Source organism: Chryseobacterium sp. UNC8MFCol (assembly GCF_000482305.1).
GTDB lineage: Bacteria > Bacteroidota > Bacteroidia > Flavobacteriales > Weeksellaceae > Chryseobacterium > Chryseobacterium indologenes.
Genome location: NZ_AXUZ01000013.1, coordinates 85,011 through 107,741, shown reverse-complemented (window position 1 = coordinate 107,741; position 22,731 = coordinate 85,011). Strand labels below are relative to the sequence as shown.

19 protein-coding genes and 2 tRNA genes are annotated in these 22,731 nt (G+C 36.6%); 8 read left to right on the top strand and 13 right to left on the bottom strand.

Going from position 1 to position 22,731, the window contains the following annotated elements:
- Positions 1-15: 15 nt before the first annotated feature.
- The 9 genes from M030_RS0107570 to M030_RS0107530 form a co-directional block, all read right to left on the bottom strand.
- Entirely contained in the window at positions 16-813 is a 798-nt protein-coding gene (locus M030_RS0107570) for a tetratricopeptide repeat protein (protein WP_034722297.1), read from the bottom strand.
- Positions 785-1,291 (bottom strand): hypothetical protein, encoded by a 507-nt coding sequence (locus M030_RS0107565; RefSeq protein WP_027372946.1) that lies wholly within the window; start codon positions 1,289-1,291, stop codon positions 785-787. The genes M030_RS0107570 and M030_RS0107565 overlap by 29 nt, the downstream gene beginning before the upstream one ends.
- Entirely contained in the window at positions 1,288-2,724 is a 1,437-nt protein-coding gene (gene miaB / locus M030_RS0107560) for a tRNA (N6-isopentenyl adenosine(37)-C2)-methylthiotransferase MiaB (protein WP_027372945.1), read from the bottom strand. Before miaB ends, M030_RS0107565 begins: the two co-directional genes overlap by 4 nt.
- A 213-nt stretch (positions 2,725-2,937) precedes the next feature.
- Positions 2,938-3,687, bottom strand: coding sequence for an energy transducer TonB (locus M030_RS0107555; protein ID WP_027372944.1), 750 nt, complete (start codon positions 3,685-3,687; stop codon positions 2,938-2,940).
- 9 nt (positions 3,688-3,696) lie between these two features.
- Entirely contained in the window at positions 3,697-4,176 is a 480-nt protein-coding gene (locus M030_RS0107550) for an energy transducer TonB (RefSeq protein ID WP_027372943.1), read from the bottom strand.
- A gap of 135 nt (positions 4,177-4,311) precedes the next feature.
- Positions 4,312-6,045, bottom strand: coding sequence for a thiamine pyrophosphate-dependent enzyme (locus tag M030_RS0107545; protein WP_027372942.1), 1,734 nt, complete (start codon positions 6,043-6,045; stop codon positions 4,312-4,314).
- A gap of 280 nt (positions 6,046-6,325) precedes the next feature.
- Positions 6,326-7,525, bottom strand: coding sequence for a diaminopimelate decarboxylase (gene lysA, locus M030_RS0107540; protein WP_171032576.1), 1,200 nt, complete (start codon positions 7,523-7,525; stop codon positions 6,326-6,328).
- A gap of 260 nt (positions 7,526-7,785) precedes the next feature.
- On the bottom strand, positions 7,786-9,009 hold the full coding sequence (locus M030_RS0107535; RefSeq protein ID WP_027372940.1) for a PolC-type DNA polymerase III: 1,224 nt from the start codon (positions 9,007-9,009) through the stop codon (positions 7,786-7,788).
- 158 nt (positions 9,010-9,167) lie between these two features.
- Entirely contained in the window at positions 9,168-10,694 is a 1,527-nt protein-coding gene (locus tag M030_RS0107530; protein ID WP_027372939.1) for a helicase HerA-like domain-containing protein, read from the bottom strand.
- A gap of 348 nt (positions 10,695-11,042) precedes the next feature.
- Here M030_RS0107530 and M030_RS0107520 point away from each other — a divergent pair, with 348 nt between their 5' ends.
- Genes M030_RS0107520 through M030_RS0107510 form a run of 3 tightly spaced genes read left to right on the top strand, consistent with a single transcriptional unit; the run spans position 11,043 to position 13,144 of the window.
- Positions 11,043-12,452: an MBL fold metallo-hydrolase gene (locus tag M030_RS0107520; RefSeq protein WP_027372938.1), complete on the top strand. Its 1,410-nt coding sequence runs from the start codon at positions 11,043-11,045 to the stop codon at positions 12,450-12,452.
- Between the two features lies 1 nt (position 12,453).
- Positions 12,454-12,825: a rhodanese-like domain-containing protein gene (locus M030_RS23855; RefSeq protein WP_051584935.1), complete on the top strand. Its 372-nt coding sequence runs from the start codon at positions 12,454-12,456 to the stop codon at positions 12,823-12,825.
- Positions 12,826-12,844: 19 nt separating this feature from the next.
- Positions 12,845-13,144, top strand: a complete 300-nt coding sequence (locus M030_RS0107510; RefSeq protein WP_027372937.1) for a thioredoxin family protein — start codon at positions 12,845-12,847, stop codon at positions 13,142-13,144.
- Positions 13,145-13,195: 51 nt separating this feature from the next.
- Here M030_RS0107510 and M030_RS0107505 read toward each other — a convergent pair whose 3' ends face one another.
- Positions 13,196-13,948 (bottom strand): nitrilase-related carbon-nitrogen hydrolase, encoded by a 753-nt coding sequence (locus M030_RS0107505; protein WP_027372936.1) that lies wholly within the window; start codon positions 13,946-13,948, stop codon positions 13,196-13,198.
- A gap of 240 nt (positions 13,949-14,188) precedes the next feature.
- Between M030_RS0107505 and M030_RS0107500 the strand changes: the two genes are divergently transcribed.
- The 4 genes from M030_RS0107500 to M030_RS0107485 all read left to right on the top strand — a co-directional run bounded on the left by M030_RS0107500 (position 14,189) and on the right by M030_RS0107485 (position 17,187).
- Positions 14,189-14,629 carry a DUF6646 family protein gene (locus M030_RS0107500; RefSeq protein WP_027372935.1) on the top strand — a complete coding sequence of 147 codons (441 nt, stop codon included), beginning with the start codon at positions 14,189-14,191 and terminating at the stop codon, positions 14,627-14,629.
- A gap of 107 nt (positions 14,630-14,736) precedes the next feature.
- Complete coding sequence (gene rseP / locus M030_RS0107495) at positions 14,737-16,227, top strand: RIP metalloprotease RseP (protein WP_027372934.1); 1,491 nt, start codon at positions 14,737-14,739, stop codon at positions 16,225-16,227.
- An 80-nt stretch (positions 16,228-16,307) separates the two neighbouring features.
- Positions 16,308-16,381, top strand: a tRNA-Asn gene (locus M030_RS0107490).
- A 732-nt stretch (positions 16,382-17,113) separates the two neighbouring features.
- Positions 17,114-17,187, top strand: a tRNA-Asn gene (locus M030_RS0107485).
- 293 nt (positions 17,188-17,480) lie between these two features.
- Here the strand turns inward: M030_RS0107485 and M030_RS0107480 are convergent.
- The 3 genes from M030_RS0107480 to M030_RS0107470 form a co-directional block, all read right to left on the bottom strand.
- A complete protein-coding gene (locus tag M030_RS0107480; RefSeq protein ID WP_027372933.1) occupies positions 17,481-17,972 on the bottom strand; it encodes a hypothetical protein in 492 nt (163 codons plus the stop codon).
- Between the two features lie 47 nt (positions 17,973-18,019).
- Positions 18,020-18,664 (bottom strand): hypothetical protein, encoded by a 645-nt coding sequence (locus tag M030_RS0107475; RefSeq protein WP_027372932.1) that lies wholly within the window; start codon positions 18,662-18,664, stop codon positions 18,020-18,022.
- A 202-nt stretch (positions 18,665-18,866) separates the two neighbouring features.
- Complete coding sequence (locus M030_RS0107470) at positions 18,867-19,571, bottom strand: hypothetical protein (protein ID WP_027372931.1); 705 nt, start codon at positions 19,569-19,571, stop codon at positions 18,867-18,869.
- A 556-nt stretch (positions 19,572-20,127) separates the two neighbouring features.
- Between M030_RS0107470 and M030_RS0107465 the strand changes: the two genes are divergently transcribed.
- Entirely contained in the window at positions 20,128-22,656 is a 2,529-nt protein-coding gene (locus M030_RS0107465) for a DUF5686 family protein (protein ID WP_228375193.1), read from the top strand.
- The last annotated feature ends 75 nt before the right edge of the window (positions 22,657-22,731 follow it).

Here is a 22,731-nt window from a genome sequence, read left to right as displayed (position 1 = left end):
TGATTTAATGGTAATCTACAGTTCTTCAATCTGTTTTCTGTAGATTTTGTTAAAATGATGCGTGTAGCCATCTTTCATGGTCTTACCGGCATCGTACGTCTGCAATGCTAACGTTTTTAAATCCAAATAATCCTTGTTTCTGATTTTAGAAACTTTACTTTTAAAGTATATATTCTCGGCAAAGTCGTATTCTCTGCTCTGTTCTTCAAAATTTTCAAGGGCTTTGTCATACCTTCCCAACTCGAAATAGGTCACTCCCAGTTGGTAATGGTCATACATCCCTTTTACATAGGCTTTTCTAGCCAGCAGCCTTTCAATAATCCCGGCAGCTTTCTCTTTTTGCCCTAAGGCGCTGTAAGACATAGCCTTTACTAAGCCTAGATTATAATCTCCATTCTGAGACCTTCCAAGATCTTCAGGATAGTATTTTTTTAAGGCTTCAAGATCCCTGATGGCACCACTATAATCACGAAGAAACTGGAATTTACACCAGCCCCTGTAGCCCAGGTTTTTCTGAGGATCCAGCTCTACAGCTTTATCAATGAGTTTTTTCCAGGTTACAAAATCTCCGGATTTAAGGTATGGAACGGCTTTTTCTTTAAAAGCAAAATCATTGGTAGGGCACAATTTTATCGCTTCGTCAAACAACTCCTGCGCATATTGTGTCCACTGAATTTTCTCAGCAAAATTAGATTTCTCACAGGATTCCCTGCACTGGTCTGTTGTAAAAGTATTACAATTGACCTGCGCCAAAGAAGTACTGTATATCAGTAAACCTAAAAAACTAAGGCAAAACTTCAACGATTTCTCCATTTTCTATTTTATAGGTCAAATATTGATAATAATCTATTTTTTTACTTTCCATTTGCTTTATTACCCAGCCATTCAGAGATTTTGTAAAGTTTAACAAGTTTGTTGCTAAGCTTTTATCTAATTCCCTTTCTTCATATTCCGGATTCATTTGCTGAACTCTGAATAGTCCGGATTTTCCTTCACAATTTACTAAAAATCTGACGGTAATATATCCGTTAGTATCTTTATTTCCTTTTATTTTTGATTCCTTAAGCTGTTTTTCAATAGAAATTTTTTCTCCTTCATACTCAAATCCCTTAGAATCATTATAATACTGACAGGTAGTATCCGGATCACAGATTTTAAAATGAATATCATCTTTCTTTTTATCAAACTCAATATCACCGACATGTCGATTATATTTTGATAGTTTACCAGCAATCTGACAACTTACCGTAGTGATGAAGATAAAAAGAGAAACAACATATTTTAAAATCATGCTTCCAGCCTGCCTAAAAGCGTACCCTGTGTGTTGTCATAAACAAAAACATCCACGAGGTCACCAATTTTCTGGCCTTCCAGTTTATCAAAAACACAGACAGCATTCTGAGAATTTCTTCCTTTCCATTGGTTTGCGTTCTTTTTGGAAGTTCCTTCAATTAAAATCTGATGTACTCTTCCTACGTAAGACTGCATTCTTTGTCTTGAAAGCTCTCCCTGTAGTGCGATCACTTCCGCAAGACGTCTCTGCTTCACCTCTGCTGGAATATTATCTTCCATCTTTTTGTGAGCAGGAGTTCCCGGTCTTTCTGAATAAGCAAACATATAACCGTAATCATATTCTACTTCTCTCATCAGACTTAAGGTATCCTGATGATCTTCTTCTGTTTCGTTGCAGAAACCTACGATCATATCCTGAGAGAAAGCTACTTCAGGCACAATTTCCTTAGCTTTTCTGATCAGATCAAGGTATTCTTCACGGGTATGCTGTCTGTTCATCGCTTCCAGCATGTTGTTGCTACCACTCTGAACAGGAAGGTGTACATATTTACAGATATTATCATGTTTTGCCATCATTCTGAATACTTCAAGGCTCATATCCTGAGGATTGGAAGTAGAGAATCTGATTCTTAATCCAGGAACTGCTTTAGCGACCAGATCAAGAAGTTGTGCAAAATTGACAGCCGTAGCTTTCTGCATTTCAGAAGCTTTGGCAAAATCTTTTTTAGGACCTCCTCCATACCATAAGTAGGAGTCTACGTTCTGTCCTAAAAGGGTAATTTCTTTATATCCGTTATTCGCCAGATCTTTACATTCTTCTATGATGGAATGAGGATCACGGCTTCTTTCTCTTCCTCTGGTAAAAGGAACTACACAGAAGGTACACATATTATCGCAACCTCTCGTAATAGTTACAAAAGCTGTAACACCATTTCCTCCCAAACGAACCGGATTAATATCGGCATATGTTTCTTCTTTTGAAAGAATAACATTAATGGCATCTCTACCATCGTCTGTTTCTTTTAAAAGATTGGGAAGATCTCTATAGGCATCAGGACCTACTACAAGGTCGACAAGTTGTTCTTCTTCCAGAAATTTGGTCTTTAGCCTTTCCGCCATACATCCCAAAACGCCTACCGTCATATTCGGTTTCTCTTTCTTAAGATTTTTGAACTGTGAAAGACGCATTCTTACGGTTTGTTCCGCTTTTTCACGAATGGAACATGTATTTAAAAGGATAAGGTCTGCCTCTTCAACCTTCATTGTAGTATTATACCCTTGTTCATTAAGGATAGATGCAACAATCTCGGAGTCAGAGAAGTTCATCTGACAACCGTAGCTTTCTAAAAATAGTTTTTTAGAGTTTTCAGGTCTTTCAGCAATCGCAAAAGCTTCCCCCTGTTTTGTTTCGTCTATATATTTTTCCTGCACGATAATCAATTTAAGGTCCGGAATTTAAAACTCAGGAGATTATATAAGATGAATTTTAAAATACGAACAGATAAGTTTGCAAAGATACAAAATATTGTGACAGAATGGCAGCGGTATCTTTTTCTAAATATTGCAGGAAATATTTGCCGGTATTCTATTGAAATTTAGCTGTATACTTTTATTTTAACTGAATATCGTTAAAAATGCATTTTACTAATAACCATTCCCAAAATTAAGAACTATCCGTAGATTTGTCTGTACCGGAATCCCATTTTTCGTTGCAGGAATCCATTTCTGTTTCACCTTTTTAAAAGCAAATCTGATTTCTTCCATCAGTTGTTCGCTATTGGCTACTTTAGGTTCTATATCGCGAACCTTGGTTGAACCGTCTGTTTCAACAGTAAAGAAAACCGTGAATTTCCCATTAATTTTGTAAGCATCAAAATCAACATATCCTTCAACATTTTTACGGACTTCGTCACTGAATGACAACACTCCGTTGTTTGGAGGAAAAGATGCTCTACTTATAAAATGACCGGTATCATAATTTTCTTTAAAGTTTTCAAAAAAATCGGAAGGAAAAAAAGGAAAATCGAAATAAGCCGTTACTTTCTTTTCATTAATTTCTGCAGGTTGCCAGTTTCGAAGTTGACCTAGTGCTTTCACAATCAAATTATAGGCACATTTATTTTTTTCAGCTTTTTCTATATCTGTTTTTTTACGTACCAAAGCCGGTTTAGAATTCTCATCAATTCTTAAAGTCACCCAGTACATTTCCTTTTTATTCTCACAGCCGGACATATTGTTTTTAACAAAAACATCCTGAATATCTTTAAACATCTGAACATTTCCTCCCTTGTAGGCATTCTGGCCCGGAGGATAGTCTCCAATCTCTTTCCTTTGTGCTGAAATAACAAAAAGAGAAAATATTGAAAGAACAATAGTTAATAGTTTTTTATTCATACTTATATATTACATATCTACTGAAACAGAAGTAAAGTTCATTTTAAGTTTCAAATCAGACTTTACAGGTTGTCCGGCACATGTTGCAGGTTTCCAGTCTTTCTTAATTCGTCTTATCACGTATTGCATATCATCGAAGAATACCTTACTGTTTAAAACTTTGGGAGATCCGGTAATATTACTCACCTTCCCCGCTTCATCAATCGTTAAGGTAAATGTAAAATCACCTGTCAGGGTATAGAAATCTGCATTGAGATAGGTGTACATATATTTACTCAAAAGATCTTTATATGCGGCAACACCTCCTTCAAAAGACACAGGCTTAAAGTCATTACATTTAACGGCGATCTGCAGGAAAGGTTCCTGAATGTCAATTTTAAAAAGATTCTTATTGCTCTCCACGATAAAAGAATCATCCCTTTCCTCAATATCCTGGGCAAAAGAAAAATTTGCGACGCAAAGAGCAAAAAATAAGAATATAGTTTTCATAATTTAATTTGGACCATTAATTATTGAGCAAAGGTAAATATTTACCGGGCTTATTAAAAAGAAAAACTTCACACAAAGTATGAAGTTTATATGGATATGATTGAAAATTAAAATTGTAATCCTATTTCTGAGTTATTACAAAAGACCTTTTATATGTTTATAGTTGCTTTTTACCGTCTCGAATACTTCGTCCATTTTTCCGCCGAGCATCAGTTGTGCCATAGATTTGGTCATTCCCAACACCTGATCAAATTCAATTTTAGGAGGCAGGGCCAGCGCGTTAGGGTTTGTAAATATATTCAGAAGATAAGGGCCATTATAATCCAGGCATTCCCGGATGGCATTTTCCACCTCTTCGGGATGATGTACATTTTTTCCCGGATATCCCATTGCCTGTGCGACCATAGCAAAGTCCGGATTGATCATGTCGGTTTCATTGTCGGGCATCCCTCCTACTTCCATTTCCAGTTTTACCATTCCAAGGGCCCTGTTGTTGAATACAATTAGTTTTACCGGAAGTTTATACTGAAAAATTGTTGCCATATCTCCCAGCAGCATAGAAAGTCCACCGTCACCACACATGGCAATAACCTGCTTGTCAGGATGAGCTAGTGAAGCTCCAATTGCCATAGGCATCGCATTAGCCATAGATCCGTGATTAAAGGAGCCAAGCATTTTCCTCTCTCCGGTTCCTGTAATAAATCTGGCACCCCAGACACAGCACATCCCCGTATCTACTGTGAAAATAGCATCTTTCTTCGCAATTCTGTCTAAAGTATGAGCAACATATTCCGGCTGGATCGCATTCTCTTTCCCGAAATCTTTAACATATTCGAGTTGATTTTCTTTTACTTTTCCATAAAATTCCAGTTGTTCATTGAGAAAATCAGCATCCGTTTTTTCATTCAATAAAGGAATTAATGCTTTAAGGGTTTCTTTGACATCTCCCGCAAGCCCAAGCTCCAGTTTTGCTCTTCGTCCCAGTCTTTCAGGGCTTTCATCGATTTGTACAATCTTATTTTTTACGGGCATAAACTTCTGATAAGGGAAATCCGTTCCCAGAAGAATCACCAGATCCGCTTCATGCATGGCGTGATAAGCCGAAGGAAATCCCAATAGCCCTGTAAGACCAATTTCATTAGGATTATTAGGCTGGATCGCCATTTTTCCACGAAACGAGTACCCAACCGGAGATTTTAAGAGCTTAGACAGTTGGATAACTTCAGAAGCTGCTTTTTCCGCGCCTATTCCACAATAAAGGGTCACTTTTTTACTTTCATTGATCAAGCCGGCAAGATTCTTCAATTCATCATCTGACGGTCTGATGACAGGATTTGTTTTGAAGATTTGAGTTGAAGTCGTTGCCTCTTCCGCATCCAGTTCTGATACATCACCGGGAAGGCCGATCACAGCAACCCCTTTTTTAGAGATAGCATGCTGAATGGCCGTCTGGACGGTCCTCTGCACTTGTGCAGGCCGTGTAATCATCTGGTTATAGTGACTGCAGTCGTCAAACAATTTGATGGTATTGGTTTCCTGGAAATAATCCATTCCCATTTCATCGCTGGGAATCGTAGAAGCAATCACCAACATCGGAACATGGGATCTATGGGCTTCGTAGACGCCGTTAATTAAATGAACATGCCCCGGGCCGCAACTTCCCGCACATACTGCAAGACCATCAAGCTCCGCTTCTGCAGCAGCAGCATAGGCACCTACTTCCTCATGTCTCACATGAATCCATTGGATGCTGCTTTTTTTCACTGCTATATTAAGGTGATTAAGACTATCTCCTGTTACCGCATAAATTCTTTTCACATTAGCTTCTTCGAGCATTTCAACGATCTGCTCTGCAATATTTTTAGCCATAATTCTTTGATTTGATGATTATTTCAGGTAAAACAACGTCATTAAAAGTTGTCTTTCTATCAAATTTAGCTAATTAAATTGAACCTGCCGTAGCGTTTCAATGTTAAAAATTTGTAATTTTTCCAGTATTAGATCTACTATGTTTTGAAAACCTGTTAGGTTTAGCACCAGAAATATCTGTTACTATAATCAAGATTCATCATAATGAAACAATCAAAGTGGGTATTGAAAATAAAAACGGCTGCCCGATGGGCAGCCGTTTACGTTATATTTTTATGTTTTAGATAACTTCGATCTGGTTTCTCAACAAATCTTCGAATTCATCTCTTTTACGGATCAGGTGAGCTTTTCCGTCAAGGAATAAAACCTCTGCAGGCTTCAATCTCGAATTAAAGTTTGAACTCATCTCAAAACCATAGGCTCCTGCATTATGGAAAGCAAGAATATCTCCTTCTCTTACTTCGTGTAATTTTCTGTCCCATGCAAATGTATCTGTTTCGCAGATATTTCCCACTACCGTATAAATTCTCTCTGCTCCTTTTGGATTGGATAAGTTTTCGATCATATGGTAAGAATCGTAGAACATCGGACGGATCAAATGATTAAATCCGGAATTTACTCCTACGAAAACAGTGGCTGTCGTTTGTTTGATCACATTAGCTTTTACCAAAAGGTATCCGCTTTTTCCAACTAAAAATTTACCCGGTTCAAACCAAAGCTCGAATTTTCTTCCTGTTGATTTTGAGAAATCGCCTAAAACTTTTTCTACTTTTTTACCTAAGGTTTTAACATCAGTTTCTTCTTCCGTATCCTGATAAGGAATTTTAAAACCACTTCCCATATCCAGGTATTTCAGATTTGGAAAATGCTCGGAAAGCTCCAGCATAATGTCCAGGGCCTGTAAAAATACATCGGGATCTTTAATTTCACTTCCCGTGTGCATATGAAGTCCCTCCACGTTCACGTTTGTACTCTTCATCACTCTTTCTATGTGACGAAGCTGGTGGATGGAGATTCCGAATTTGCTATCGATGTGTCCTGTTGAGATTTTATAGTTTCCTCCTGCAAAAATGTGCGGGTTGATCCTTACAAAAATCGGGTATGAATTCCCGTATTTATTCCCGAATTGCTCAAGAATAGAAATATTATCAATGTTAATATGAACTCCGAAAGTCATGGCTTCCTCTATTTCAGCAAGATCAACGCAATTGGGAGTAAACAGTATTTTTTCTTTTGGAAATCCTGCCTTTAATCCAAGCTTAACCTCATTAATAGATACACAATCCAAAGAAGCACCCAGGTTCTTGACATACTTAAGGATATTGATGTTTGTCAACGCTTTTGCTGCGTAGAAGAACTTTGTGTGTTTTAAAAAAGAAGATGTAAGTTTCTCGTATTGACCTTTGATGGATTCAGCATCATACACATACACCGGGGTGCCAAACTCATTGGCAATCTTTAATAATTCTTTTGAATTCATAATTTCATTTTAACATAAAAAAAGGCAGATCCTTCGAAAAAAGAGTCTGCCACATTGATTATTTTTTATGCAAGACAACTCTTTTAAATATTCCAAACCTTAGAAAACCTAACGGCTCCCTTTTTTCCAGTTTTAATTTGTTTAAAATTTTGCATTGCTTGTATTTATTTTTTGCAAAAATACTATTTATTTTTTATTTTTAGAACATTGATTTGAAAAGGATTGGCCCCGGATCAATTTCTAACCTCTCAGTTTTTCTATTATTTAGGTAGCGGCAACGTTTCAAAATCACCCCGTAGCAGAGCCAGTTGTAATTCATTATTCAGGTCAGCGGAAGACATCGGAAGGTCGATTTTGAGTTTTGCCAGCTTACTCAGCGTTTGAATCTGTGTAAACAGCTCATAGAAGCCAAAAGACAGAACTTTTCCGTTTTCAATGATCAAAAATAATTTTTCACCCAATTTTCTTCCTGTACCCAGCCATAATTCATTTCTTTTTTTGAATTCTATTTTTTGCTTAAGCACTGTAACCTCGTTAAATTCTTCTTGAGCGCCAATAAACTGAACTGCTTTTGTTCCCTGAGTGAAAGACCTGAACTTGAGCAAAGGTTTTTCCGTTTTATTCAGGTTATTTTTTTCAACGACGTATTTATTGTTTCTGAAATAAAGACCGAACGGAAACACTTCTTTCTTTTTGATATTTTTAGAATTAAGAATAAGCTTGGCAATAATATCCGTGCCGGTAAGTTCAAAGTTAATCTGCTCTACACCACTCTGGATTTTTTCCCATTTTTTGGATTTGGAATTAAAAACTTTCTTTGAAAATTTATTAATGTCCTGAACGTAATCTGAGAAAATGATTTTTCCGGCTTCATCCTGAAAATAAACAAAACCTTTATCATTTGGAAGATCCTGGGTTAATACTTTGATCTTGTTTATGTACGTTTTTGCATTGGTCTCCTCATGCTGCTTCTGAATGATCTCGTTTTCGGTATCTTTTGATATCAAAAGCTTAAACAATTCCAGGGTAGCCCTTGCATCGCCTTCAGCCCTGTGATGATTGGTCAATGGAATACCCAGTGATTTTACAAGTTTTCCCAGTGAATAGCTCACCTCATCAGGGATCAGTTTTTTCGCTAAAGGAATGGTATCTAAAGTATTGATTTTAAAATCATAACCGAGTCTTTTGAACGACTGGCGAAGCATTCTGTAATCAAAATCAATATTATGACCTACCAGCGTCGTATTCTGAGTAATTTCAATGACTCTTTTGGCCAGTTCGTGAAATTTCGGAGCAGTTTTAACCATTTTGGGAGTAATACTGGTTAATTTCTGTACAAAGGGAGTGATATCACTTTCAGGATTTACCAAAGAGATAAACTGGTCAGTTATTTTCTGACCATCATACCTGTAAATGGCAATGTCTATAATGCACTCATTTCTATAACCTGCACCATTACTTTCTATATCTATAATCGAATACATTGATTTCCCGTTAACTGCTGTTTTATTTATTTAATTTCTTACCTCTACCTTTTATGCCTGAATATGGCAATATTTTTCCCTATCAGTAAAGTATAACCTGCTAAAATAACAAAAAATATATCAAATACAGCAGGCTATAAGACTTTATATCCTGAGACTTACCTCCTTCTTCCTCCTAAACCAAACATTCCCAGAATGGCTTTAGCTCCTTCTCTCATTAAGGTATTGGTAAAAGTTCTTCCTGCCTGACTCTGTAAAACCTGCTCAAACATGCCTGGTTCTTCTTTTACAGGTTTGGTCTTTTGTGTGGGTGCAGAATTTTGTACTGCCTGTTCCATTCTGCTGGTTAGCATTTCATATGCAGATTCTCTGTCAATAGCTTCTTCATATTTTGCTACTAATGCAGACTTCCCCGTTAGTTCGGATATTTCGGCCTCATTCAAAACATCCATTCTTGATTCCGGAGAGATCAAATAGGTGTGCACCAATGGTGTCGGAATACCTTTTTCATCCAACGCTGTAACAAAAGCTTCCCCGATACCTAAACTCTGAATCAGTGTTGAAGCATTATAATATTCTGTTGTAGGGTAATTTTCAACCGCCTTGGAAATTTCTTTTTTATCTTTAGCCGTAAACCCTCTCAATGCATGTTGTATCTTTAAACCTAACTGAGACAGTACATTTTCGGGAACATCACCCGGAATTTGTGTAATAAAATAGATTCCGACACCTTTGGAACGGATCAGTTTTACCATGGTTTCAATTTGTGACAGGAGAGCTTTTGACGCTTCATCAAAAATCAGGTGGGCTTCATCAATGAACAGCACCAGTTTGGGTTTTCCGCTGTCTCCTTCTTCAGGAAATGTCATGTAGATTTCTGCGAAAAGCGAAAGCATAAAAGTAGAGAACAACTGTGGTTTATTCTGAATATCCGATACTCTTAAAATATTAACGACACCTTTTCCATCTCTTGTCTCCAGTAGATCCTGTACATCAAAGCTCAGCTCGCCGAAAAAGTCTGCTGCTCCCTGCTGCTCCAGTGCCACAATAGATCTTAAAATTGCTCCCAGAGAAGCTGACGCTATTGATCCATAGTTGGCTGCAAGTTCTGCTTTTCCCTGAGCGTTATCAGTCACATATTGCAATACTTTCTTTAAATCTTTAAGATCAATCAATGGAAGACCTTTGTCATCGCAATATTTGAAGACGATAGACATAATGCTTTGCTGGGTATCATTAAGCTCAAGGATCTTACTGAGTAACACCGGTCCGAATTCTGTAACCGTTGCCCTCAACTTCACCCCTTTTGCTCCTGAAATGGTCATTAATTCTACCGGAAATCCCTGCGGAGTATAAGGCAGCTGGGTTTTTGCATATCTTTCTTCAATAATGGAATTCATCTGGCCGGCTTCTGCAATCCCGGAAAAGTCGCCTTTTATATCCAGCACCATCGAAGGAATTCCCTGATGTGAAAGTTGTTCTGCAAATACCTGCAAAGTTTTTGTCTTTCCTGTTCCGGTAGCTCCTGCAATAAGACCGTGGCGGTTAATGGTTTTCAAAGGAATCGTAACGTTGACTTCAGGAACTACTTCCCCGTTCAACATTCCTTTACCCAATATAATATGATCTCCTTTTGGAGTATATCTAGCATTTAGTTCTTCAATAAATTGTGTTTTGTCTGCCATCTGATCACTTTTTTTAACTTATAAATATAAAAGTTTTTGTAAAATATTTGGTGATATTTCCCGTCGAAATTCTATTACCATTGGAAATATTTCGCATGACATAAGCAAAATCCAAACCATCTCTGCTGAAATATTGATTCCAGCCGTTAAGAAAGCATTTATAAATATTGAACATGATAAAAAACAGTATTTGTAAATTGTCACTATGTAAGGCATTCTTTTTGCTTAAAAACAGGGATCATTAAACATTCGTTTAACATAGTATTGAAAGAAACTATCAATGGAATTTAACATTTCATTTAGAATCTATCTAATACTTTGTATCTTTAACTATTAAAAATAGACCCAATGAAAGTTGAACAAATATATACGGGCTGTCTGGCTCAGGGAGCTTATTATATTGTATCAGAAAATGAGGCGGCCATTATTGATCCGCTCAGAGAAGTCACTCCTTATCTGGATCGTCTGAAAAAAGACAATGTCACTTTGAAATATATTTTTGAAACGCACTTCCATGCAGATTTTGTCTCGGGACACCTGGATCTGAGTAAGAAGACAGGAGCTCCTATTGTATACGGACCTACTGCTGCTCCGGAGTTTGATGCTATCATTGCGGAGGACGGGCAGATTTTTAGCATCGGAAATGTAAAAATAAAAGTATTACATACTCCCGGCCACACTATGGAAAGCAGTACTTATCTTTTAATAGATGAAAATGGTACTGAAACAGCTATTTTTACAGGAGATACTTTATTTTTGGGTGATGTAGGGAGACCGGACCTTGCTCAGAAGGCTACCAATCTCACTCAGGAAGATCTTGCAGGAATTTTATACGACAGCCTTCAGAATAAAATCATGCCGTTACATGATGATATTACTGTATATCCGGCCCATGGTGCAGGATCTGCCTGTGGAAAAAACATGCAGAAAGAAACAGTAGATATTCTTGGAAATCAAAAAAGAACAAACTATGCCCTTAACCAGCCGGACAAAGAGTCATTCATCAGAGAAGTGCTGGATGGACTGACGGCTCCTCCGAAATATTTCGGAATGAATGTAGCCCTTAATAAAGGCGGATATGAAAGTCTGGATGTTGTGATGGACAAAGGATTACAACCCGTTGCACCTGAAGATTTCGAAGCTCTGGCAGAAGAAACAGGCGCCTTGATTCTCGATACCCGCGGAGCTGCTGAATTTCATAAAGGTTTTGTACCCAATTCCATCAATATAGGCCTAAAGGGAGATTTTGCACCCTGGGTCGGAACATTAATTGTAGATGTAAAACATCCCCTGTTACTGATTACCGATGAAGGAACCGAAGAAGAAGTTATCACAAGGTTAAGCAGAGTCGGATTTGATAACGTTGCAGGTTATTTACAAGGAGGATTTACAGCATGGAAAAATGCAGGTAAGGAGATTGACGAGATTAAAAGAATTTCACCTTCAGAATTTGCAGAGCAATTTACAGACAAATCAACTGTAATCGATGTACGAAAATTGACAGAATATTCAGCAGAACATATTGACAACGCTTACAACAGACCACTCGATGCTATAAGTGAGTGGGCACGTACTATTGATGATTCGGAACATTTTTTCCTTCACTGTGCAGGAGGATACAGAAGTATGATTGCGGCCAGCATCCTTAATTCACATGGCATCAGGAATTTCACTGAAATCGAAGGTGGTTTTAACGGAATTAAAAAAACAGAAAAGTTTCCGACTACTGATTTTGTATGCCAATCCAAAACCTCTTAAAATGAGAACTAAATTTTGGGGATTACCGATGATTATAAGCCTTATTGTAAGTGCCTGTAAAACAAATCAGTCGGGAAATATTTCTACAACCAACATCAAAGAAATAGTAAAAAGCTCCGATGTGACATTGGTTGATGTTAGAATTCCTGAGCAATACACTGCAGGAACAGCAAAAAATGCCATTAATATCCCTTTGGGTGAGCTTCAAAATAATATTGAAACTCTTAAAGGAAAAAAAGTTGTTGTTTTCTGCAATAAAGGGATACAGGCATATCAGGCGATGGAGATCTTAAAGAAAAACGGCGTAGAAGCTTATGACGGAACCACCTGGAAAAATGTAAAAGCAATCCAGGACGAAGGGGTAAAAAAATAAACTGATAAAAAACTTAACTATGTCACAAAAATTTCAGGAAATAATCAATTCCGAAAGACCTGTACTTATCGACTTTTTCGCTACTTGGTGCCAGCCATGTAAAGTACAGTCTTCTGTTTTAAATACAGTAAAGGAAAATATCGGCGAAGGAGCCAGAATCATCAAAGTAGATGTGGATCAATACCCTGCTATCGCCGCACAATATGGTGTACGCGGAGTACCTACCCTGGCCATTTTTAAAAATGGGGAGCTTTTGTGGAAAGAAAGCGGAGTACATGATGTCAATACATTAACTCAGCTTCTGCAGCAATATATCTAATAAACAAAAGGCTGAGAAAGGATTATTTTTATCCTGCTCAACCTTATATTGTTACCACTGGATTGAAAACCGGTCCCGATCATTTAAAAAACTGAAATGTTCCCTGAAATCTATTAATTCATCCATATTCAGATCGGCGGATACTATATTTCCATTTTTATGGGAAATCTCTTTTCCATCAGCAAAAAAACAGTGAGAACTTTCCTGATATACCAGATTATTTCCGTCTGTTCCTATTCTGTTAAGGCCAAAAACAAAGGAAAGGTTTTCAATCGCTCTGGCTTTTAAAAGATGTTCCCATGCCCCTACTCTTTTTTCAGGCCAATTGGCAACATACAAAATGGCATCATAGTCATCATTATTTCGTGCAAAGACAGGAAAACGAAGATCATAACATACCTGAAGCAGGAACCTTATTCCTTTATATTCAACAATAATCCTGTTTTTTCCCGGTGTGTATACCTTATCTTCCCCGGAAAATGAAAATAGATGTCTTTTATTATAGAAAGCAGTTTCGCCATCCGGCTGTACAAAATACATCCTATTGTAATATTTGCCATACTGTTCTACAGGAGCACTTCCGCAGAATGCTGCATTTTTCTCCTTTGAAATCTTTTTTAAAAACTCAAAAGATTCTTCGTGTCTGTCCGATACTTCAGAAGCTTCCATACAGAATCCTGTTGAAAACATTTCAGGCAGAATAAACACGTCAGCATCCTGGTTTTGAAGCCCGCTCTCTATTGCTTCAAAATTTTTAGTCTTATTTTTCCAGATGATATCTAAATTGAGTCCGGCAACTTTCATCTTTTTATTTTTAAATTATTATACGATCTATGTATAAAAATACAATTTTATAATTACAAACAACAATTGTACAAATAGAATCACATGGAAAAGCTGCGCTTTTACAATAAAAATTTAAAAACCAAGGGTAATTTTCTTAATAATATATTAAAGTCAATCAAATTTATAGCAATATATATCTTTCGGTTTTATTTTTGATGCAGATATTTTTTATTAAAATCATTAAAATTTAAAAAATTTATGAAGAAATTGGTTTTTATGGTGATGGTTTTCTTCTGTGGTGCAATGGCTAGTGCGCAGGCATATACAGGTAAAGGAGATCAAAAAATTCAGCTGGGTCTGAGTGCCTGGGGATATGGAACCGGGGTAACAGGAACTTATGATTACGGTCTCAACAAATTAATCTCTGTAGGAGGTGGTCTTAATGCTTACTTCAGCAACTATAAAGACAATGATAAAGACAACAGGGTTTTTGTTTTCGGGAGGGTAAATTTTCATTTAAATGAAGCATTAAATCTTCCTGCAAAGTGGGATATCTATCCCGGCGTTGATGTGGGAGTATTGGGAAAAGACTTTGGAATAGGAGCTCACATTGGGGCACGCTATTTCTTCACTGAAAAAATTGGTGTATTTGCAGAGGTAGGTAATAACGGAAGCCTTGGAGTTTCTTTCAATTTATAATCAAAACGTCTTTAAATATGACAAAGCTTCTCGTTTTAGGGGAGCTTTTTTATTTGGCATAGTTTTGATAATTGTTACCTTTGCAAATTAAAATCTAAAATTTATTAATGGAAATAGCAATCAAACTCTTTCAGTTCATTCTGAGTATCTCTATATTAGTACTTCTTCACGAGCTTGGGCACTTTTTACCTGCGATATGGTTTAAGACCAGAGCAGAGAAATTTTTCCTGTTTTTTGATCCTTATTTTTCCATTTTCTCTATGAAGAAAATCAATGGAAAATGGCAATATAAATTCTTATCAAAGAATCTGCCTGATTCAGAAGTTATAGAAGTTAACGGAAAGAAGGAAGAAGTCCCTATCGATATATCAAAACTTCCCGATAATGACTGGAGAAAACATCCTGAACAGACAAAATACGGAATCGGATGGCTGCCTTTCGGTGGATATGTAAAAATTGCCGGGATGGTAGACGAAAGTATGGATACCGCTCAGATGAAAAAACCGGCAGAACCCTGGGAATTCAGATCTAAGCCGGCATGGCAAAGATTAATTATCATGTTGGGCGGGGTTACCGTAAACTTTTTCTTAGCATGGTTGATCTATAGCTGCCTTTCTTTCTTTAACGGAGAAACGTATACAGATATTACAAAATTCGATAATGGAATTGAAGCCAGTGCAGCCGGAAAGAAAATGGGATTCCAGAATGGGGACAAAATCATCAGCGTTGACGGAAAACCGGCAGAAAGACTAGAAAACACCTCCATTAATATCCTTTTAGGAAATAACGTTACGGTACAAAGAAACGGACAGGAAGTAACGTTCCCGGTTAATGCAGACGGTGTAGCAGATGTTTTAAAGCAAAAAGAAGCAAAACTGTATATCAGTCCAAGAATCCCAATGGTTATCGACTCCTTGGCGACTCCATCTTCCCAAAAATCAGGATTGGCAAAAGGCGATAAGGTGGTAGGAATCAACGGAAAAAAAGCCGCATTCTTTGACGAAGTAAGTACACTTTTAAATGAGAATAAAGGAAAAACCATCACAGTAGAGGTTGAAAGAAATGGTGCTTTACAAACAGTACCTGCAGTTTCTGTTGACCAGAACGGAAAACTGGGGGTTGCTCTGGATACAAAATCCATCGCAAAATCTATTGTAACCAATAAAAAATATTCGTTTGGAGAAGCTATTCCGAGAGGATTTGTAAGATCTATCGATGCACTGACTACACAGGTTAAGCAGTTCAAGATCATGTTCAATTCTAAAATCCAGGGGTATAAAAATGTAGGCGGGCCGATTGCCATTGTAAAGAATATGCCTGTTGATAAGGATGCCAATGGAAGTTTTACCATTAACTGGGCTGCGTTCTGGAGTTTTACCGCCATGTTTTCAGTATGGTTGGCTTTCCTGAACCTTATTCCTATTCCGGGTCTTGATGGTGGACATGTTTTATTTACATTATATGAAATTATCGTTGGAAAACCGGTTCCTCAGAAAGTGTTGGAAAATGCTCAAATGATTGGAGTTATCTTCCTGTTAGGCTTGATGTTAGTGATTTTCGGAAGTGACATTTTCAAGATATTTACAGGGAAATTATAATTTTTTGAAAATTTTTCTAAAAAATATTTGTAGGGTATAAATATTCGTCCTATATTTGCACCACTTAAAACAAAGGACATTCCTCCTTAGCTCAGTTGGTTAGAGCATCTGACTGTTAATCAGAGGGTCGCTGGTTCGAGCCCAGCAGGAGGAGCAAAAAGACTTACAGAAATGTAGGTCTTTTTTTATTTTTGACTATTTATATTTTTGTAATTGTATTAAAATGACTTCAATACAATAGTTTAGGGATTAATCTCAAAAGTTGTGAACAACACAAAAAGTTTGTTTAATCTAAATAAAAAACATTCTGTACTTTACATCTCTAAGCTGTTTTCTAAAGTTTTACAAAACTCAAAGATATGATGCGATTCCTTATTAAACTGCATGGATATGTGTGCGCTCAGAAAGAATCAATGAAATTGATTCCAACCTTTGCTTGCTCAAAATATAAATAAGAAATTTAAACCCTTGCGTTATATTTTTTAAATAATATCGTTATCAATTTTCTAAATTTCCCAGTTTTTAAGACTGACCAAAAAACGTACTGAAGCGTTGGGTTTATCAACGCAACTCAGCCCATTATTTTATCTTAGTGCTACAGTACAGGATGACTTAGAAGTTGGCTACAAGATTTTTTTATGATGATAACAATACAATCCTCCTCGCACTTAGTAAATCAAAAAATATCATATTGCCATTAAGTAAAGTATAATTATCCCATTTAATCCTCCACTAATTTCATAACAGCTTTTAAACTGGCGAAAAAAAACAAAATATTTCTAAGTGATTTTCAATAACTTTAGTGAAAAATAGGCTGGAATAAAGGAGAAAACTTGCTTCGTACGGATATTCATATTATATTTGCAGCACCTTAAACAAAGGAAATTCCTCCTTAGCTCAGTTGGTTAGAGCATCTGACTGTTAATCAGAGGGTCGCTGGTTCGAGCCCAGCAGGAGGAGCAACTGAAAATGAAACACTTACATTAATTTGTGAGTGTTTTTTTATTTTTTCTAAGTACAACGACGCCAGATCCTATACAACTGATTTTCAGATATTATATTAATTCAAAATCTCTAAAAGAGGAAAATATGTTTTAAATTTCATAAAGTGATAGCTGACCTTCACAAAAGTATTAAAGAAAAGCATAATCATTTCCTGGAACCACTAAACGACCGGCATGAAACATCAGTACAATGAGAGTGGATGATGATCATAAATCTCTAACAGATTTTCACTGTTAGTCGGGCTAAAATTAAGAATGTCGATAATACGCAATAGCTATCTTAGGATGAAAAGCATACATAAAAGTTTCAAGATGATCTTGATCCGTGCCTTTACTGAGAAGATATTTGTTGTCGATAATATCAATAAGCAAAAGAGTCGGAGTGTAAAATGTGATCCCCAGCTTGTGTTTCGATGCTTCTTTTATATTGGAACTGATAAGATCAAGCCTGAAAGTCTCAATCGGGAAAAATGTAGTTCCTAAAACATCAGGCAGACTTTTGATACTGCCATTGAGCTGGGCAACATAATTGGAGACGACAGCACTTAATAAAGGTATTTTTGCGGCACTGGGATTCTTGATCAAAAGTTCCCAATAATTGTCTACAGTATCTTTTTTATCATCAAATACCTGATGCTGAACTCTATATTCAAAATGTGTATCTTCAAAAATATATTTATCCCAAGCCAACGTAGAGCTTTGGTCAATGATAAGTCGGAAAGCGAGTTTTATCTGAACCATAATGATTCTGTTTAATTATTGTTGTAATTAATTTTTCACTGAATAACCTAGATTTCAAGAAAAACAATCAGTAAATTTTCACTCAAAGCATCAAAGTCTAATGTTTTAATGTCTTGCAATAGAATAGCATCCCGCGTTTCCATGAGTCTGTCCTGAAATTCACATGCGCCATTGATAACGATTCCGAAAATTGATTTGTTTTCTTGCTTCAATTCGTACTTTTGTTTTTTTCTTCCGTCATAAAGCCCGATAAAGGCAGGGAAACTCAAGCTTCCTGAGAGTGAAAACAATTCATTTTTTTTCTTAATATGTAAATTTTCCAAACAGATAAAACTCTCACTATTCGGATTATGTATTTCAAAAATAATTATATCCGTACACTCATCAATAGAAGCGTTTTTAATTTCTAACCTGTCTTTTTGAATAGGGTTTAAAATAATAATCTGGTCTGAATGAATCTCGTGCGGGAAAGGATCAGTAATGATTTTACCATAGAGAACGAGAATAACGATTTGGGAATGTGCTTCATAATCCAGATAAAATGTTTGTCCTTCATTGAGGATAACTTCAACAAATTTTTTAAGCTTCAATTTTTCATCTGTCAGTTCTATGGTACTGATGATACAAGCATGTGTTTTGCGCCAGGATCTTGTATCGGAATTAAATATAGTCGATTTTTCTGTTGTTAGCATAGCATTATATTTAATAATTACACAAAAACCCATTGTGTATTTTGAATGTAGCTCTCTCGTTTATAATATTTTAATAAAAACAATATCAGATAGAAGAAATGGATTTCTTACATTAAATTATCCTACTTTAATAAGCTATTTTAATTCTAACTATTAATTTTTGAACCAAATTATCAAATACACAACGAGTTAAGTCAATGCTTTAAGCAGAAACTATGAGCGTGATCGCTCCCACATAGCCGTCATTAATATTTCCTGAAATATTCAAAAGTTGTGCAGATACTCCATCATAGAAAAAATCGTCCTCCGAGTTGTATCTGTATCCATGCATTCCTTTGTAACCGGGAGATTGATTCACTTTCACTACGGCGCTGTTAGGGTCATCCGGGAAAGCTAATTGAGTAACCAGTAGAGAATTGCCCTTGCTGTTGTAGATGTGAATATGCAAATGGGTAGCTCTTGTTACGTCTTCTACCGTATACCATCCGGGAAATATCGAGGTGAATTTTACTTCCCCATTCACGTTTGTAACTTGCCTTCCTCTTAGAAAATGCAGGTTTGTGTAGTCTATAATTTGGAGTTCGTCTCCTCCGTATTCCGAATAATTGCCATCTTTGTCACATTGCCATATATCAACAAAAACACCTTTCAGATTGGAGCACTCTGTATTTCTGTTTTTAATTGTAAGATGAATTTCAAAAGGGACACCGGTTCTGTCGCCAACAATATTTATCCGCTCTAATATCGATGGAGTTTTTGTAGGAAACGGTCCTTCCAGGTCATAATTGGTAAGATTACAGTTTGTATTTTCTCCTGTAATTTCATTTTCACAACTGATCAAGACAGGGGCGGCAATTGCCGTGACTCCGGCCAAACCAAGATTTTTTAAGAAATTTTTTCTGTTCATAATTTTTGTTTTTTATTTCATGAAAAATAACCATATGTTTCACAAAAAATTGATGAGTCCTTTTTTGTGGAAAATGTGGTAAGGAGCTTTCAAAGAGTAGATATTAAAAAAGAGGTAATATCTAATCCAATTGAATGAATGTCAGCGGCAATATACAAAAAATAAAATATCACACAATGTGGAAATAATTTCAAAAAAATTGCTGAGAATAGCGTACCACATAGTTGATTTCCTTAAATCTATGATTTTTATCTGTTAGTCAGGAGGGTCGCTGCTTCGGGCAGGAAGAGCAAAGGCACTTACAGAAGTGTAGATCTTTTTTTATGCATTTCCGGGATCTGCAAATTATTAAAAAGGCTGTAATTATAATTTTATATTAATTCACTGATTCTTTTTATATTAACCCGTTAAATTCCATCTTTAATTATAATAAATCTAGTATAATTTTCGTTACATTTGCGGTCTTACGTGATAGATTAATTTTTTTTTATTTTTTTTCTACTTTTTTTAAATAAACTGCATACTTTTTGTTTGTGCTAATTGCTTGAAGAACCGAATGATGTTAAATAATAACCTTAAACACAATTTTTTATTTTTTTTCCTGTTTTTGACCGGCTTCTTATACGCTCAGAACAAAGCCAGCGGCAAGGTTGTTGATGCCAAAAATAAGAAAGAACTCAACAAAGTTGATATTTTTATCAACAACGAAAAAACTCCTGTCCTCACAACGACAACCGGTAGTTTTAGTGTTCAGTCAGACAGCATTATCCATAAGCTGAAATTTTCCAGAAAAAATTATGCTGCAGAAACAGTAGAAATCACCCCTGAAAATGCAGAGAATATTTTCGTTCAGCTCTCACAGGCTAAAGTAAGCGATATCCAGGAAATTGTTATCACCAGCGGAAAATCTAAATACAAAAACAAAAAAGAAAACCCTGCCTACGCCATCATGCAGAAGGTATGGGGACACAAAAGAAATAACGGTCTCGAAAAATTTGACACCTATTCATACAAAGAATACGAAAAGACTCAATTTGATCTGAATAATCTCGACAGTGCATTTATGAAGAAAAAAATCTTCAAAAAGCTGGACTTTATTTTTGATTATGCAGACTCTACGGCAACCGGAAGACTTGGGCTGCCTATTTTCCTGAATGAAGCCGTGTACGAAAATTATGGTAAAAACAAACCTGACAAAGACAGCAAAAGAACACTGGTTGCTCAAAAAACTTCAGGATTTCAGGATAATCAGGTGATCACGGTATCAGCTAAAAACCTTTATCGCGATATCAACATTTATGATAATACCCTAAATTACTTCGACATCGGTTTTCAAAGCCCGGTAGGAACCGACGGGTTCAGCGTATACGACTACAACCTTACAGACACTATCAGCATTCGAGGCGAGAAGGCTTTTCAAATAAGATATCAGCCTAAAAGAAAAGACATCCTGGCCTTTCAGGGAAATCTTTATATTGATACAGATACTTATGCCGTTCTCGGAGCGACATTGAAATCTACCCAAAAGATCAATGTGAACTTCGTTAACAGCGTATATACCCAACTGGAATATGATAACCCCGACGACGCTACATTTCTTCCTAAAAAGCTTGTAACAGAGTTTGAAATGAGCCCTTTTTCAAAAAAGAAAGGCTCCAAGAGTATTATTGCCAAAAGATCAGTGGATTATTCGGATTATCAATTTAATAAACCATTAGATCCTCAGGTATTTAAACGAAAAGAGGAAGAGTATGATGATAAATTTGTTAATAAAGATGATGCCTATTGGGTAAAAGCAAGACCTGACACGTTATCCAAATCAGAACAGGGTGTTTACAAAATGCTGGATCAGCTTCAGCAGACCCCGAAATTCAACCGGATGGTCAAGCTATTTGAAACCCTTGGTTCGAGGTATTATAATGCTTTTAAAGGAATCGATATCGGTCCTATTTTTTCAATCTACGGAAGAAATGAAGTGGAAGGAGACAGAATCAGGCTGGGAGCCAGAACTTATTTCGGGCTTAATGATCCGTGGAGAGTTCAGTTCTATACCGCCTATGGATTCAAGGATCAACAGGTAAAATATGGCGTTGAAGCACGCTATATGTTTAACAGGCTTAACCGGTTTATGATCGGAGCCGGAACCAGCAGAGATATTGTACAGCTTGGAGGGCAGCTTACATCAGGAGATGGTGTTGCTTCCCGTTCTTTATCTTCCAGTACTTTTTTTGCAAGAGGAGAAAACATTTCGTTAAGTTCTGTCAATCAGACCAGCGTTTTTGCAGCTATTGAACCCTGGAAAAACATTCAGATAAGAGTAGACGGAGTGATGCAAAGTATCAAATCTGCCATTCCGGAGAAGTTTAATCTTATGTATTATCAGAATGGTCAGCTTAGACAGACGGTGAACGATTCACATGTTACCTTCAGCATCATAGCCAAACCTGGGGCAAAATTCTCTCAAACCGGGATAGACCGATATCAGGCAAGAAACCTTGCTCCGACAATTGTTTTGAGGTATACCCGGGGGATCGAAGGATTGTTCAATGCTGACTTTAATTATGACAAATTACAGTTCATGTTTTACAAACCGTTTTTACTTGGAACATTGGGAAAGACGATTGTTAATTTCGAAGCCGGTAAAAATTTCACTACCGTTCCTCTTGCCTTACAGAATATCATTCCTGCTAATCTTTCATACGGTTTAGCGCCTAATACATTTTCACAGCTTAACTATTACGAGTTTGTGGCAGATGCATATACGACCCTGCATTTAGAGCATCATTTTAACGGGAAAATACTTTCGTACATTCCTTTGATTAAAAAATTAAAACTAAGGGAAGTAGCGTTTATCAGAGGAGCTTACGGAACATTAAGCGATGCCTCTAAAGCCATCAACGTAGAAGGTTTTAAATATTCTGCACCAAGTGAACATATCTACTATGAGTACGGATTTGGTATCGAAAATATAGGAATAGGAAATCTGAGAATTTTCAGGGTAGATTTCAACTGGAGAGGAAATTACCTCGACAGACCGGGGATTTCAAAATTTGGTATTAAAGCCGGATTCCAGGTAGGATTCTAAATAGATAAATATAAAGTTGGGCGGCTTCTTCGAAGCCGCCCAACTTTATATAAATAATTTTAAATTATACTCTTA